This is a genomic window from Streptomyces sp. XM4193 (assembly GCF_023072595.1).
Taxonomy (GTDB): Bacteria; Actinomycetota; Actinomycetes; order Streptomycetales; family Streptomycetaceae; genus Streptomyces.
In genome coordinates, this window is the sequence record NZ_JALLGK010000002.1 from 23,380 (window position 1) to 36,635 (window position 13,256).

Annotated in this window: 10 protein-coding genes; 6 read left to right on the top strand and 4 right to left on the bottom strand. The window is 70.7% G+C overall.

Annotated features, from left to right (window positions below):
* The first annotated feature begins 216 nt into the window (after positions 1-216).
* Complete coding sequence (locus MTQ01_RS07370) at positions 217-891, top strand: disulfide bond formation protein DsbA (protein WP_374207644.1); 675 nt, start codon at positions 217-219, stop codon at positions 889-891.
* Between the two features lie 386 nt (positions 892-1,277).
* Here MTQ01_RS07370 and MTQ01_RS07375 read toward each other — a convergent pair whose 3' ends face one another.
* Complete coding sequence (locus tag MTQ01_RS07375) at positions 1,278-1,919, bottom strand: superoxide dismutase (protein ID WP_247487868.1); 642 nt, start codon at positions 1,917-1,919, stop codon at positions 1,278-1,280.
* A 182-nt stretch (positions 1,920-2,101) separates the two neighbouring features.
* Positions 2,102-3,598 (bottom strand): amino acid permease, encoded by a 1,497-nt coding sequence (locus MTQ01_RS07380; protein WP_247487870.1) that lies wholly within the window; start codon positions 3,596-3,598, stop codon positions 2,102-2,104.
* 411 nt (positions 3,599-4,009) lie between these two features.
* On the opposite strand from MTQ01_RS07380, the gene MTQ01_RS07385 reads away from it, so the two are divergent.
* The gene (locus tag MTQ01_RS07385) at positions 4,010-4,621 is read left to right on the top strand and encodes a biotin transporter BioY (RefSeq protein WP_247487872.1); all 612 of its coding nucleotides are present in this window, start codon (positions 4,010-4,012) and stop codon (positions 4,619-4,621) included.
* A 200-nt stretch (positions 4,622-4,821) separates the two neighbouring features.
* Here MTQ01_RS07385 and MTQ01_RS07390 read toward each other — a convergent pair whose 3' ends face one another.
* On the bottom strand, positions 4,822-7,455 hold the full coding sequence (locus MTQ01_RS07390) for a valine--tRNA ligase (protein WP_247487874.1): 2,634 nt from the start codon (positions 7,453-7,455) through the stop codon (positions 4,822-4,824).
* A gap of 226 nt (positions 7,456-7,681) precedes the next feature.
* On the opposite strand from MTQ01_RS07390, the gene MTQ01_RS07395 reads away from it, so the two are divergent.
* The 4 genes from MTQ01_RS07395 to MTQ01_RS07410 all read left to right on the top strand — a co-directional run bounded on the left by MTQ01_RS07395 (position 7,682) and on the right by MTQ01_RS07410 (position 11,468).
* Positions 7,682-8,653 (top strand): hypothetical protein, encoded by a 972-nt coding sequence (locus tag MTQ01_RS07395; protein ID WP_247487876.1) that lies wholly within the window; start codon positions 7,682-7,684, stop codon positions 8,651-8,653.
* A 94-nt stretch (positions 8,654-8,747) separates the two neighbouring features.
* Positions 8,748-9,767, top strand: coding sequence for a hypothetical protein (locus MTQ01_RS07400; RefSeq protein WP_247487878.1), 1,020 nt, complete (start codon positions 8,748-8,750; stop codon positions 9,765-9,767).
* A gap of 343 nt (positions 9,768-10,110) precedes the next feature.
* Positions 10,111-10,719, top strand: coding sequence for an ATP-dependent Clp protease proteolytic subunit (locus MTQ01_RS07405; RefSeq protein ID WP_211040781.1), 609 nt, complete (start codon positions 10,111-10,113; stop codon positions 10,717-10,719).
* A gap of 68 nt (positions 10,720-10,787) precedes the next feature.
* Entirely contained in the window at positions 10,788-11,468 is a 681-nt protein-coding gene (locus MTQ01_RS07410) for an ATP-dependent Clp protease proteolytic subunit (protein ID WP_282613401.1), read from the top strand.
* 381 nt (positions 11,469-11,849) lie between these two features.
* On the opposite strand, the gene clpX is transcribed toward MTQ01_RS07410, so the two are convergent.
* Positions 11,850-13,136, bottom strand: a complete 1,287-nt coding sequence (clpX, locus tag MTQ01_RS07415; RefSeq protein ID WP_247487881.1) for an ATP-dependent Clp protease ATP-binding subunit ClpX — start codon at positions 13,134-13,136, stop codon at positions 11,850-11,852.
* Positions 13,137-13,256 lie beyond the last annotated feature (120 nt).

The window sequence follows — 13,256 nt, forward strand, 5'->3', positions numbered from 1 at the left end:
ATGGCGTCCGACCGCTGCCGAGGTGGCCTTGAACGCGCGCGGCCGGGCCGGCGCGGGGGTCGTTCAAGGGTGTTCGCACCTCTCTTCGGCGGTGGCGGCGGATATCTGCCGTGCGGCGGGAATGACCGTGCGGACGGCGGTTGTTAGTCGTACAACTGTTGTGAGACAGCCGTGACGAGTCCGAGTCTTCGTGATGTTCCCTCCGAAGGAGAGATCGTGGTCCAGAGTGCAGTCGGCGCCGAGAGCGCAGCCGGTTCGGCCGAGGCCGGCAAGGTCCCCGCGGACTTCTGGTTCGACCCCCTGTGTCCGTGGGCCTGGCTGACCTCCCGGTGGATGCTGGAGGTGGAGCAGGTCCGCCCGGTCGAGGTGCGCTGGCACGTGATGAGCCTGTCCGTGCTCAACGAGGACCGGCTGGAGGAGATGCCCGAGCGCTACCGCGCCCTGATGGCCGAGGGCTGGGGCCCGGTGCGGGTGTGCATCGCCGCCGAGCAGAAGTACGGCAGCGAGGTCCTCGGCCCGCTGTACACCGCGCTCGGCACCCGCATCCACCTCAAGGGCGAGGGCCGCGGCCGGGAGATGGTCGCCGGCGCCCTGCAGGACGTGGGCCTGGACCCGGAGCTGGTCGAGGCGATGGAGTCGACCGAGTACGACGCGGCGCTGCGCGAGTCCCACCGCCGCGGTATCGAGCTGGTCGGCCAGGACGTCGGCACCCCGGTGATCGCGGTGCCGGGCGCGGACGGTGAGCAGCTCGCGTTCTTCGGGCCGGTCGTCACACCCGCGCCGCGCGGCGAGGCGGCGGCCCGGCTGTGGGACGGCACCCTGCTGGTCGCCGGTACCCCTGGCTTCTACGAGCTCAAGCGCACCCGGGACGCGGAGCCGTCCTTCGACTGAGTCCGCGAACCGGTCCGCCCGCGGGGCGGGGCCCGCCCGGCCCGCGGGGAGGCGGCACGTGCCTGTGAGGGGGTGCGTTCCGTCTTCGCCGCGAGCCGGGCTTCACGCGTGCCCGCAGAGTGATCGCGGCGGCTCGAAACCGGTCGCTCGCGAAAAGCGCAAAGCCCGCGGCGAGCGTTCACGCCCCGCCCGGCGGCGCCCCGGTCGGGGCACGACGAAGGGGACCTCCGGAGCTTTCCGGAGGTCCCCTTCGTGTGTTCCGGTCACGGCGGTCGAGGCGTTCGCCCGTTCCGCTCGGTGTCCGCGGACGCCCGCACCGTGCGGCGCCCCGTCAGCCGTGGGCCACGCCCAGCCCCGACAGACGGGAAGCGCCGTCGCGCACGGTGTTACGGCGCGATGATCAGGCTGTTGGCGCGCTGCTTCGCCGCGGTGTAACGGGCGGAGACGTCCTGCCAGTTGACGACGGCCCACATCGCGTCGATGAAGTCCACCTTCTGGTTCCGGTACTGGAGGTAGAAGGCGTGCTCCCAGGCGTCGAAGACCAGGATCGGGACCGAGCCCTGGCCGACGTTGCCCTGGTGGTCGTAGACCTGCTCGACGATGAGACGGCCGCTGACCGGCTCGTAGGCGAGAACGCCCCAGCCCGAACCCTGCGTGGTGGCGGAGGCCTTGGTCAGCTGGGCCTTGAACTTGGCGAAGGAGCCGAACGACTCGGCGATGGCGTCGGCCAGCTCGCCCGTGCCGTCCTTGTCCAGCGGCTCGCCGCCGCCGTCGCCGGTCATGTTCTGCCAGTAGATGGAGTGCAGGATATGACCGGAGAGGTGGAAGGCCAGGTTCTTCTCCAGGCCGTTGATCGCGCCCCAGGACTCCTTGTCCCGGGCCTCCGCCAGCTGCTCCAGGGTGTCGTTGGCACCCTTCACATAGGCGGCGTGGTGCTTGTCGTGGTGGAGCTCGATGATCTCTCCGGTGATGACCGGCTCCAAGGAGGAGTAGTCATACGGGAGCTCGGGCAGCGAATAGGTGGCCATGCGCTTGTTCCCCTCCGAACGTTATTGCACATCGCTTGCAGGGCGACGTTATCAGCAGCAACGCCGACAGCAGCGGGGCGACCCCTCCGTGAGGTGTCGCCCCGTCAACCGGGCGGTCAGTCAGCCCGAACGGTCTACTGCGCGCGTGTGCGGGCGAGTTGGCCGCCGCGCGGACGCGGGTGTCAGTCCCGCTCCCGCGGGGTCCGCGGCTCCTCGTCGGCCCGCACCTCCGCGGCCCCGGCGGTCGGTGTGAGGCCGGCGCGGCGCTGGCGCACCCAGCCCGCCACGGCGAGTGCGACCGTCAGGCCCGCGGTGCAGAAGAGCTGCACCCGGGTCTCGCCGTCGCGGAGCATCAGCAGCAGCACGCCGGCCATACCGGCGATCGCCACCCAGGTCAGTACCGGGAACGCCCACATGCGCACCACCAGCTTCTCCGGCGCCTCGCGCTCCAGCCGCCGCCGGGTGCGCAGTTGGGAGAAGGCGATGAAGCCCCACACGACCAGCACCGCGGCACCGACCATGTTGAGCAGCCAGCTGAAGACCGTCTCCGGCCACCAGTAGCTGAGCAGTACCGCGAAGAAACCGAAGGCGGAGGACGCCACGACCGTGCGCCGCGGCACCCCGCCGGTGATCCGCCCCAGGAAGGCCGGACCCTCGCCGCGGGTGACCAGCGAGTACGACATCCGGGAGGCGCCGTAGATGTTGGCGTTCATCGCGGACAGCAGGGCGATCAGCACCACGACCTTCATGATCTCGCCGGCCGCCGGGATGTCGAGGTGGTCCAGCACCGCGGCGTACGGACCCTCCAGCACGGAGGCGTCGTCCCACGGGATCAGGCTCACGATGACCAGCATCGAACCGACGTAGAAGACGGCGATGCGCCACATCGCGGTGCGCACCGCCTTGGCGACACCGCGCACCGGGTTCTCGGACTCGGCCGCGGCGATGGTGACGGTCTCCAGACCGCCGTAGGCGAAGATCGACGCCAGCAGACCGACGATCAGGCCGTCGGTTCCGTTGGGGAAGAAGCCGCCCTGCCCGGTGAGGTTGTTGCTGCCGGGGGAGTCGGTGCCCGGCAGCAGACCCGCGATGGCCAGCACCCCGAGCACCAGGAACGAGACGATCGCGAAGACCTTCAGCGCGGCGAACCAGAACTCGTACTCACCGAAGTTGCGGACCGAGGCGAGGTTGGTCGCGCAGAAGACCGCCATGAACAGCGCCACCCACATCCAGGAGGCGGTGTCCGGGAACCACGTCTGCATGATGTCGGCCGCTCCGATCGCCTCCACGGCGACGGCGACGCACAGCAGCATCCAGAAGATCCAGCCCGCGGTGAAGCCCGCCCACGGTCCGAGAGCGCGTTCGGCGTGCACCGAGAAGGAGCCGGAGGCCGGATGGGCGGCGGACATCTCGCCGAGCATCCGCATCACGAGCATGACCAGCAGCCCGGAGGCGGCGAAGGCCAGCACGATCGAGGGGCCGGCCGCCGCGATGCCGGCGCCGGACCCGACGAACAGCCCGGCGCCGATCACGCCGCCCAGCGCGATCATCGAAAGATGGCGCTGCTTGAGTCCGTGGGTGAGCGCGGACGGGTCGCCCGCTTCGTTGCCTTGGGCCGGAGTGCCGTCAGGGCCGGTGGAGCCGTTCCGACTCCGGGCCTGCGAGGGAGACATGGACATCCAAGTGGGGGAGGCGCGGGAGGGGGGAGGTGAGGCGGAGGCAATGACTCCGGATCACCGATCAGTGTGGGCAGAGAGGGGGCCACCTATCAATGACACAGCTCACTGTCCCGCACGGACCGCGCCGGCACGCTCCGAACGCGCGGCCCGCCGCGACCCGTCGGTGCTGCCCCGCACCTGCCGCCGCGCTCCCGGCAGCCCCGAAACGTCGCTCGCACGGTGTGCCTCGCCGCTGCGCCGCAGGTCATCCGATAACGCGAGCGCCCGCGCTTTGTCGGGGACCCGCGCTCCGTCCGCGCGCCCGACCCGCTAGCGTCGGTCACGATCCGACCGGTCCGCCCCCGCACGTACCCGAACCACCGGGTGGGCCGGCCCGGCCACCGACCGCAACCGAAATCCTCGGAGCCCCTCATGAGCGCCAGCGCCCTGACGACCGCAGCACCGATACGGCCCGGAGCCGTACTCGCCGACCTGCTTCCCGCGACCACCTCGTCCCGCACCATGCTGCGGAACGTCGCGCTGGTCGTCGGCGGTGCTGCCCTCACCGGCGCCGCCGCCCAGATCGCACTGCCCATCCCCGGCTCTCCGGTGCCGGTGACCGGCCAGACCTTCGCCGCACTGCTGCTCGGCGCCGGACTCGGCACCAGCCGCGCCGTCGCCTCCCTCTCGCTCTACGTCGTCGCCGGTGTCGCCGGGATGCCGTGGTTCGCCGAGATGTCGCACGGTGCCGCGATGCCGTCCTTCGGCTATCTGCTCGGCATGCTGCTCGCCGCCGCCGTGGTCGGTTCGCTGGCCCGGCGCGGAGGCGACCGCAGCATGCTGCGCACGGTCGGCACGATGGCGGTCGGTACGGCGATCATCTACAGCGTCGGCGTTCCCTACCTGGCGCTGGCGACCGGTATGGGGCTGACCGAGGCGCTCGCCGCGGGCCTGGTGCCGTTCCTGATCGGCGATGTGCTGAAGGCCGCGCTGGCGATGGGCGTGCTGCCGACCGCCTGGAAGCTGCTCGGCGACCGCGGCTGACCGCGCCCGTACGCTCCCGCGCACGCCGCGCCCGTACGCACCCGTCCGCTCCCGCGCACGCCGCGCCCGTACGCCGCACCCGCGCACGCCGCCTCCGCGGACCGGGGAGCATCCGCGGGCCGGCGGGAAGCGTGCGACACACGAAGGCCGGTACGACGGCAACTCCCGTCGTACCGGCCTTCGTCGGGCCCTGCCCCCGCTCAGCCCCTGGGCATGTTCTCCAGCTGGGTCTGGATGCGTGTGATGTCGGCGCCCGCGGCGGCCTGCCGGTCGCGGATCTTGTCGACGACCTGCTCGGGCGCCTTGCCGAGGAAGCCCTCGTTGCTGAGCTTCGCGGTGGTCTGCTTCAGCTCCTTCTCCGCGGCGGCCAGGTCCTTCTCCAGCCGCTTGCGCTCGGCGGCGAAGTCGATCGCGCCGGAGAGGTCCAGCTCGACCAGGGCCTTGGCGACCGGCAGCGAGGCCGTCACCGAGAAGTCCTCACCGGCCGGCTGGAGCCGCAGCAGTGAGCGGATGGCCTCCTCGTGCGCCGCCAGCGCCGTACCCTCCAGCGTCATCCGGGCCGGCACCCGCTGGCCGGGCTGGAGGCCCTGGTCCGCGCGGAAGCGACGCACCTCGGTGACCGCCTCCTGGACGTCCGCGAGCTCCTGCTCCGCCTCCTTGTCCCGGAAGCCGCTGTCCTTGGGCCAGTCGGCGATCACCAGGGACTCACCGCCGGTCAGCGTTGTCCAGAGGGTCTCGGTGACGAACGGCATGACCGGGTGCAGCAGCCTCAGCAGCACGTCCAGGACCTCGCCCAGGACCCGCCCGGAGACCTCCGCCGGCCGGCCGCCGGCGAAGAAGGTCGTCTTGGACAGCTCGACGTACCAGTCGAAGACCTCGTCCCAGGCGAAGTGGTAGAGGGCGTCGGAGAGTTTGGCGAACTGGTAGTCCTCGTACTGCGCGTCCGTCTCGGCGACGACCGTGTTCAGCCTGGACAGGATCCAGCGGTCCGCGGCCGACATCTCCTCGGGCGCGGGCAGCGGCCCGTCCACGGTGGCGCCGTTGATCAGCGCGAATCGGGTGGCGTTCCAGACCTTGTTGGCGAAGTTGCGCGAAGCCTGGACCCAGTCCTCGCCGATCGGCACGTCGACGCCGGGGTTGGCGCCGCGCGCCAGCGTGAAGCGCAGCGCGTCGGAACCGTAACTGTCCATCCAGTCCAGCGGGTTGACCGCGTTGCCGAAGGACTTGGACATCTTTTTGCCGAACTGGTCGCGGACCATGCCGTGCAGCACGATCGTGTGGAACGGCGGAGTGCCGTCCATCGCGTACAGGCCGAACATCATCATCCGGGCGACCCAGAAGAAGAGGATGTCGTAGCCGGTGACCAGGACCGAGTTCGGATAGAAGCGGCCGAGGCTGTCGGTCTGCTCCGGCCAGCCGAGCGTGGAGAACGGCCACAGCCCGGAGGAGAACCAGGTGTCCAGCACATCGCTGTCCTGGTACCAGCCCTCACCGCTCGGCGGCTCCTCGTCCGGACCGACGCAGACGACCTCGCCGCCGGGCCCGTACCAGACCGGGATCCGGTGGCCCCACCACAACTGCCGCGAGATGCACCAGTCGTGGAGGTTGTCGACCCAGCCGAAGTAGCGGGACTCCATCTCCTTGGGGTGGATCGCGACGCGGCCGTCGCGCACCGCGTCGCCCGCAGCCTGCGCCAGCGGGCCGGTCTTCACCCACCACTGGAGCGAGAGCCGCGGCTCGATGGTCGTCTTGCACCGCGAGCAGTGGCCCACCGAGTGGCTGTACGGGCGCTTCTCCGCGACGATCCGGCCCTCGGCGCGCAGCGCGGCGACGATCGCCGAGCGCGCCTCCAGCCGGTCCTGGCCCTGGAACGGGCCGGGCGCGGTGATCACCGCGCGCTCGTCCATGACGGTCAGGTTCGGCAGGCCGTGCCGGCGGCCGATCTCGAAGTCGTTCGGGTCGTGCGCCGGGGTCACCTTGACCGCGCCGGTGCCGAACTCCGGGTCGACGTGGCTGTCCGCCACGACCGGGATGGAGCGGTCGGTCAGCGGCAACTTGACGGTCCTGCCGACGAGATGGGCGTACCGCTCGTCGTCGGGGTGGACCGCGACGGCGGTGTCGCCGAGCATCGTCTCGGCCCGGGTGGTGGCGACGACCAGCGAGTCGTCGCCCTCGCCGTACCGGATGGAGACCAGCTCGCCGTCCTCGTCGGCGTACTCGACCTCGATGTCGGAGATCGCGGTCAGGCAGCGCGGGCACCAGTTGATGATGCGCTCGGCGCGGTAGATCAGACCGTCGTCGAAGAGCCGCTTGAAGATGGTCTGGACGGACTTGGAGAGCCCCTCGTCCATGGTGAAGCGCTCGCGCGACCAGTCGACGCCGTCGCCGAGGCGGCGCATCTGCCCGGAGATCTGCCCGCCGGACTCCGCCTTCCACTGCCAGACGCGCTCGACGAACGCCTCGCGGCCCAGATCGTGGCGCGAGGTGCCCTCCTTGGCCAGCTCCCGCTCCACCACGTTCTGGGTGGCGATGCCCGCGTGGTCCATACCGGGCTGCCACAGCGTCTCGTACCCCTGCATCCGCTTGCGGCGGGTGAGCGCGTCGATCAGCGTGTGCTCGAAGGCGTGGCCCAGGTGCAGGCTGCCGGTGACGTTCGGCGGGGGGATGACGACGGTGTACGGCGGCTTGCTGCTCGTGGCGTCGGCCTCGAAGTAGCCGCGCTCCACCCAGCGTTCGTACAGCTTCCCCTCTACCTCGGCCGGCGCGTACTGGGTCGGCAGATCTGCGGGGTCGCTGTTGGCGCCCTGGGGGCGCTGCTGAGTCTCGTCGGTCACGACGGCAGTGTAATGGCGTGGATGTAGCAGTCTCGAATCGGTTTGGTGCCCGGTGTAGGACGTTGAGCCGTCGTCCGGAAGGATGTGCGGAGGCAGCCGTGTACGCGTCATCGCGCGGCTCGTTCCGCAGGGAAGTTCCGACCATCGACATCCGCATCACAGACGACGGCGTGCGCGCGCGTCGTGGACACGCATGCCCCGCTGCATGCCCAGGGAGGGAAGCGCCATGAGTTTCAACCAGCCGCCGCCGGGTCCGTACGGTCAGCAGCCGCAGGGAGGCGCACCGGGGCAGCCGGGGTACGGCTACCCGCAGCAGCCGCAGGCCCCCGGCCCGTACGGCCAGCAGCCGCAGGGCGGTTACGGCCAGCAGCCGCAGGGCGGTTACGGCCAGCAGCCCGGCCCGTACGGCCAGCAGCAGCCCGGCCCCGGCTACCAGCAGCAGCCGGGACCGTACGGCCAGCAGCCCTACGGTCAGCAGCCCGGTCCGTACGGTCAGCCCGGCCAGTACGGTCAGCCCGGCGCCCCGACGCCGCCGCCCTCGGGCGGGGGCAAGGGCAAGACGATCGGCATCGTGATCGGCGCCGTGGTCGTGGTCGGCGCCATCATCGGCGGCATCGTGCTCGCCACCGGCGGCGACGACGAGGGCGGCAGCGGCGGCAGCAGCGCGGTCAAGGACGACGGCGCGCACAAGCTGGAAATTCCGCAGTCCTTCGGGGAGTTCAAGCAGCAGCCGGGTGCCGGCGGCCAGAACGGCACCGAATCCGTGCGTGCCGAGGCCGAGAAGATCGGAGTCAAGGGCGCGCAGGGGGCCGAGGGCTCCTTCTCGGACGCGGACCCCACGGACCCGGGATCCGCCGCGAGCATGACGGTGGTGACGATGGCCGGGGCCTGGGGCGAGATCGACAACCCGTCCTCGACCCTGGACAAGCTCTTCGACCAGTCGACCGCGCAGAAGCAGGGGGTCGACCTGGAAGGAAGTCCTGAGGACGTCACCCCGGCAGGTCTGGACGGCGCCCTGATGAAGTGCCAGACCGTCAACGTCGCCCAGGCCGGCGGCGGCAAGGCCGTGATGTGCGGGTGGGCCGACAAGAGCACCCTCGGCCAGGTTGTCGTGGTCAAGCCCTCCGGCGCCGTCACACAGGACGAGGCGGCCAAGCACGCAGCCGAGCTGCGCAAGGCCGCTCGCGTCAAGCAGTGAACGAACCCCGACCGATCCCGTCCGCAACGATGACGCGACCAGACGCGTCGTGCGGCAGCGCGTCGCCGACGCCTGCGCAGAGAGCAGTCACCTCATGAGCTTCAACTCCCCGCCGCCACAGGGCCCGTACGGGCAGCAGCCGGGTCAGCCGGGTCAGCCCGGCCCGTACGGTCCGCCGCAGGGCCAGCCCGGTCCGCCCGGTCCGCCGCAGGGTCAGCCGGGTCAGCCCGGTCCGTACGGTCAGCAGCCGCAGGCGGGCGCACCGGGGCAGCCGGGGTACGGCTACCCGCAGCAGCCGCAGGCGCCCGGCCCGTACGGCCAGCCGCCGCAGGGCGACTTCCCGCCGCCGAAGTCCGGCGGTAACGGCAAGGCGATAGCCATCGCGGTCGGCGCCGTCGCGGTGGTCGCGGCGATCGTCGCCGGCGCCGTCATCGCCACCGGCGGCAAGGACGGATCGGACGACGGGAACAAGGCGGAGTCCGGCAACTCGGCGGGCGCGGACGGGTCGGACGGTTCCAAGGACGCCGACGCGGCTGCGGTGGACGACGGTCCGCACAAGCTGGAACCGCCCACCACCCTGGGCGAGTTGACGCGCAGCCCGCAGGGGGAGTCCCGGTTCGGCGGTCCGAGCGACAACTTCGAGGACACCGTCAAGCAGTCCGGCGTGCAGAACGCGCAGTTCGCCGCGGGCTTCTACCAGTCGGAGGGCATGTCCGACCCGCAGAACGTCGACCCGAGCAAGCTCGCGCAGGCCCACGGGCTGATCTTCCGCGGGGCCTGGGGCACCATCGCCGATCCCGAGGCCGCGGTCGACAAACTGCTCGACCTGCGGGTCAAGGAGGCCGAGAAGGCCGCCGGCGCCAACGACAAGATCATCGGCGGTCCGCAGAAGGCCACTCCGGCCGGCCTCGGCGGTGCGGTGATGAAGTGCCAGGCGATGGACACCGATCCGATGGGCTCGGGCAACGTCCAGCGCACCCAGTTCTGTGTCTGGGGCGACAAGAGCACCATCGGCATGGTCGCTCCGTTCCGCGGCGTCGGCGACGTGACGGCGGAGGACGCCGCGAAGAACGCCGCCGACCTGCGCAAGGCGGCACGGGTCAAGGCCGACTGACCCCGTCCCGAGCCCTCGCCGCCGGACGCCCGGGAGCCTGCGCCCCGGGCGTCCGGCACGTCGGGCGCCCGGCCCCCGGGAGCCGCGGCGGACAGGGCCCGCGGGACCGGTCCGATCCCCTTCCCGCCCACCCTGTGCGACCTGCGCTCACAGCGAACAGCTACCGGTCCGGGATTGCTCTCGCCCCCCTGCGCGTTAGGGTCCATAACCATAATGACGAGGGCGGGGGAGCCCGGTTCACCGCGAGAAGCGGACGCAACCACAGAGGCCCCCGGCCCGCGACAGACGCTGAGACGGCGCGCGTTGCCGTCAGAGACGAGCAGGTGGATACGTGACGAATCTGATGCCTTCCGCCGCCGGCGAGCCGTTCATCGGTGGTGGCCTCGGCGACCAGGTCTACAGCCGACTGCTCGGCGAGCGGATCATCTTCCTTGGGCAGCAGGTGGACGACGAGATCGCCAACAAGATCACTGCTCAGATGCTGCTTCTCGCCGCCGACCCGAGCAAGGACGTCTACCTCTACATCAACAGCCCCGGCGGCTCGGTGTCGGCCGGCATGGCCGTCTACGACACCATGCAGTACATCCCCAACGACGTCGTGACCATCGGCATGGGCATGGCGGCCTCCATGGGCCAGTTCCTGCTGACGGGCGGTACGCCGGGCAAGCGCTTCGCGCTTCCGCACACCGACATCCTGATGCACCAGGGCTCGGCGGGCGTGGGCGGTACCGCCTCGGACATCAAGATCCAGGCCGAGTACCTGCTGCGCACCAAGAAGCGCATGGCCGAGATCACCGCACGGCACACGGGCCAGACCGTGGAGACGATCATCCGCGACGGTGACCGGGACCGCTGGTTCACCTCGGAGGAGGCCAAGGAGTACGGCCTGCTCGACGAGATCATCTCCGCAGCCTCCGGTGTCCCGGGCGGCGGCGGCACCGGCGCCTCCTGAGGCCCGACCGAGGCCCGACCGCCGGCCCCGGCCGAGCTCCCGCCACAGCCCACTCGAACGCCACCAGGATGGTGAACCTCCCCATGAACAACTTCCCGGGCGCTTCCGCGTCAGGCCTCTACACCGGACCCCAGGTCGACAACCGCTACGTGGTCCCGCGCTTCGTCGAGCGCACCTCGCAGGGCGTGCGCGAGTACGACCCGTACGCCAAGCTCTTCGAGGAGCGCGTGATCTTCCTGGGCGTCCAGATCGACGACGCCTCGGCCAACGACGTGATGGCGCAGCTGCTGTGCCTGGAGTCGATGGACCCCGACCGCGACATCTCGATCTACATCAACAGCCCCGGCGGCTCGATGACGGCGCTCACCGCCATCTACGACACGATGCAGTTCGTGAAGCCCGATGTGCAGACGGTCTGCATGGGCCAGGCGGCCTCCGCCGCGGCCGTGCTGCTCGCCGCCGGTACGCCCGGCAAGCGGATGGCGCTGCCCAACGCCCGTGTGCTGATTCACCAGCCGTCCACCCAGACCGGCCGTGAGCAGCTCTCCGACCTGGAGATCGCCGCCAACGAGATCCTGCGGCTGCGCACCCAGCTGGAGGAGCTGCTCGCCCGCCACTCCAGCAAGACGGTGGCGCAGGTCAGCGAGGACATCGAGCGCGACAAGATCCTCACCGCCGAGGACGCGCTCGCCTACGGCCTGGTCGACCAGATCGTGAGCACCCGCAAGCTGGACAACGCTCCCCGCTGAGCGTCCGTCCCGCCGAGCAACGCCCAGACAGGGCCCACGCCGCCCCCGGCACCGTTCACCGAGGTGAACCCGCCGGGGGCGGCGCCGTGCCGTCCCGCGCCCGGCAGTCGCACCGCCGTGCGCGCCGGTGTCGCGGTACGTGCCCGCAGCGCCGTACGCCCCCCGCAGCGCCGTACGCGCCGCCCGTCGCACGCCGAGACGCCACGACGAGACGCCACGACGAGCCCTTTCGCACACCGGCCGCGCCCCCACCGGCCGCGCCCCCACGGGCCGCGCCCGCGCGCGCCCGCCGGAGAGGTCCCGCACACGCGACAGCCGCCCCAACCCGGCGGGTCGGAGCGGCTGTTGACGATTCCCGGGGTGCGGCCGTGGCCGCGGCCCCTAGGCGCTCTTCTCGTGCGGCCCCGACTCGGAGCCCTTCGAGCGCGGTACGAGCGTGGGATTGACGTTGGAGCGGACCACCTCGTCGGTGATGACGACCCGGGCGACGTCCTTGCGGGAGGGCACCTCGTACATCACCGACATCAGCACCTCCTCCAGGATCGCCCGCAGACCGCGGGCTCCGGTGCCGCGCAGGATCGCCTGGTCCGCGATGGCCTCCAGCGCGGACCGGTCGAACTCCAGCTCGACGTTGTCGAGTTCGAAGAGGCGCTGGTACTGCTTCACCAGTGCGTTCCTCGGCTCGACCAGGATCTTCAGGAGCGCTTCGCGGTCCAGGTTGTGCACCGAGGTGATCACCGGGAGGCGGCCGATGAACTCCGGGATCATCCCGAACTTCACCAGGTCCTCCGGCATGATCTCCTGGAAGAGGTTGGTGGCCTGGAGCTCGCGCTTGGAGCGGATGTTGGCTCCGAAGCCGATGCCCTTGGCGCCCGACCGGGACTCGATGATCTTCTCCAGACCGGCGAAGGCGCCGCCCACGATGAAGAGCACGTTCGTCGTGTCGATCTGGATGAACTCCTGGTGCGGGTGCTTGCGCCCGCCCTGCGGAGGCACGGAGGCGGTGGTGCCCTCCAGGATCTTCAGCAGGGCCTGCTGCACGCCCTCGCCTGAGACGTCCCGGGTGATCGACGGGTTCTCGCTCTTGCGGGCGACCTTGTCGATCTCGTCGATGTAGATGATCCCGGTCTCGGCCTTCTTGACGTCGTAGTCGGCCGCCTGGATCAGCTTCAGCAGGATGTTCTCGACGTCCTCGCCCACGTACCCGGCCTCGGTGAGCGCGGTGGCGTCGGCAATCGCGAACGGGACGTTGAGCATGCGCGCCAGCGTCTGGGCGAGCAGGGTCTTGCCGGAGCCGGTGGGACCGAGCAGCAGGATGTTGGACTTCGCCAGCTCGATGCCGTCGTCCCGGCCCTGCGCGCCGCCGTTCTCGCCGGCCTGCACGCGCTTGTAGTGGTTGTACACCGCGACCGACAGTGCCTTCTTCGCGGCTTCCTGGCCGACCACGTACCCCTCGAGGAACTCCGAGATCTCGCGCGGCTTCGGCAGCTCCTCGAAGCGGACTTCCGAGGAGTCGGCCAGCTCCTCCTCGATGATCTCGTTGCAGAGGTCGATGCACTCATCACAGATGTACACGCCAGGGCCTGCGATGAGCTTCTTGACCTGCTTCTGACTCTTCCCGCAGAACGAGCACTTGAGCAGGTCGCCGCCATCACCGATGCGTGCCACGAGGTGCTTCCCCTTCGCCTGCCGCACCGCCGGCCGGCGGCGGTGCCTGGTCCTTGCCCTCCGACGGTACCGTGCCGAGGCCCTTTGGTGGGCCCCTCTCGCGCTTGTTCGCCGCTGGGC

Coding starts and splice junctions, on each gene's coding strand:
- MTQ01_RS07405 (WP_211040781.1), top strand. CDS start 10,111: ATGCCTTCCGCCGCCGGCGAGCCGTTCATCGGTGGTGGCCTCGGCGAC.
- MTQ01_RS07395 (WP_247487876.1), top strand. CDS start 7,682: ATGAGTTTCAACCAGCCGCCGCCGGGTCCGTACGGTCAGCAGCCGCAG.
- MTQ01_RS07400 (WP_247487878.1), top strand. CDS start 8,748: ATGAGCTTCAACTCCCCGCCGCCACAGGGCCCGTACGGGCAGCAGCCG.
- MTQ01_RS07380 (WP_247487870.1), bottom strand. CDS start 3,598: ATGTCCATGTCTCCCTCGCAGGCCCGGAGTCGGAACGGCTCCACCGGC.
- MTQ01_RS07385 (WP_247487872.1), top strand. CDS start 4,010: ATGAGCGCCAGCGCCCTGACGACCGCAGCACCGATACGGCCCGGAGCC.
- MTQ01_RS07375 (WP_247487868.1), bottom strand. CDS start 1,919: ATGGCCACCTATTCGCTGCCCGAGCTCCCGTATGACTACTCCTCCTTG.
- MTQ01_RS07410 (WP_282613401.1), top strand. CDS start 10,788: ATGGTGAACCTCCCCATGAACAACTTCCCGGGCGCTTCCGCGTCAGGC.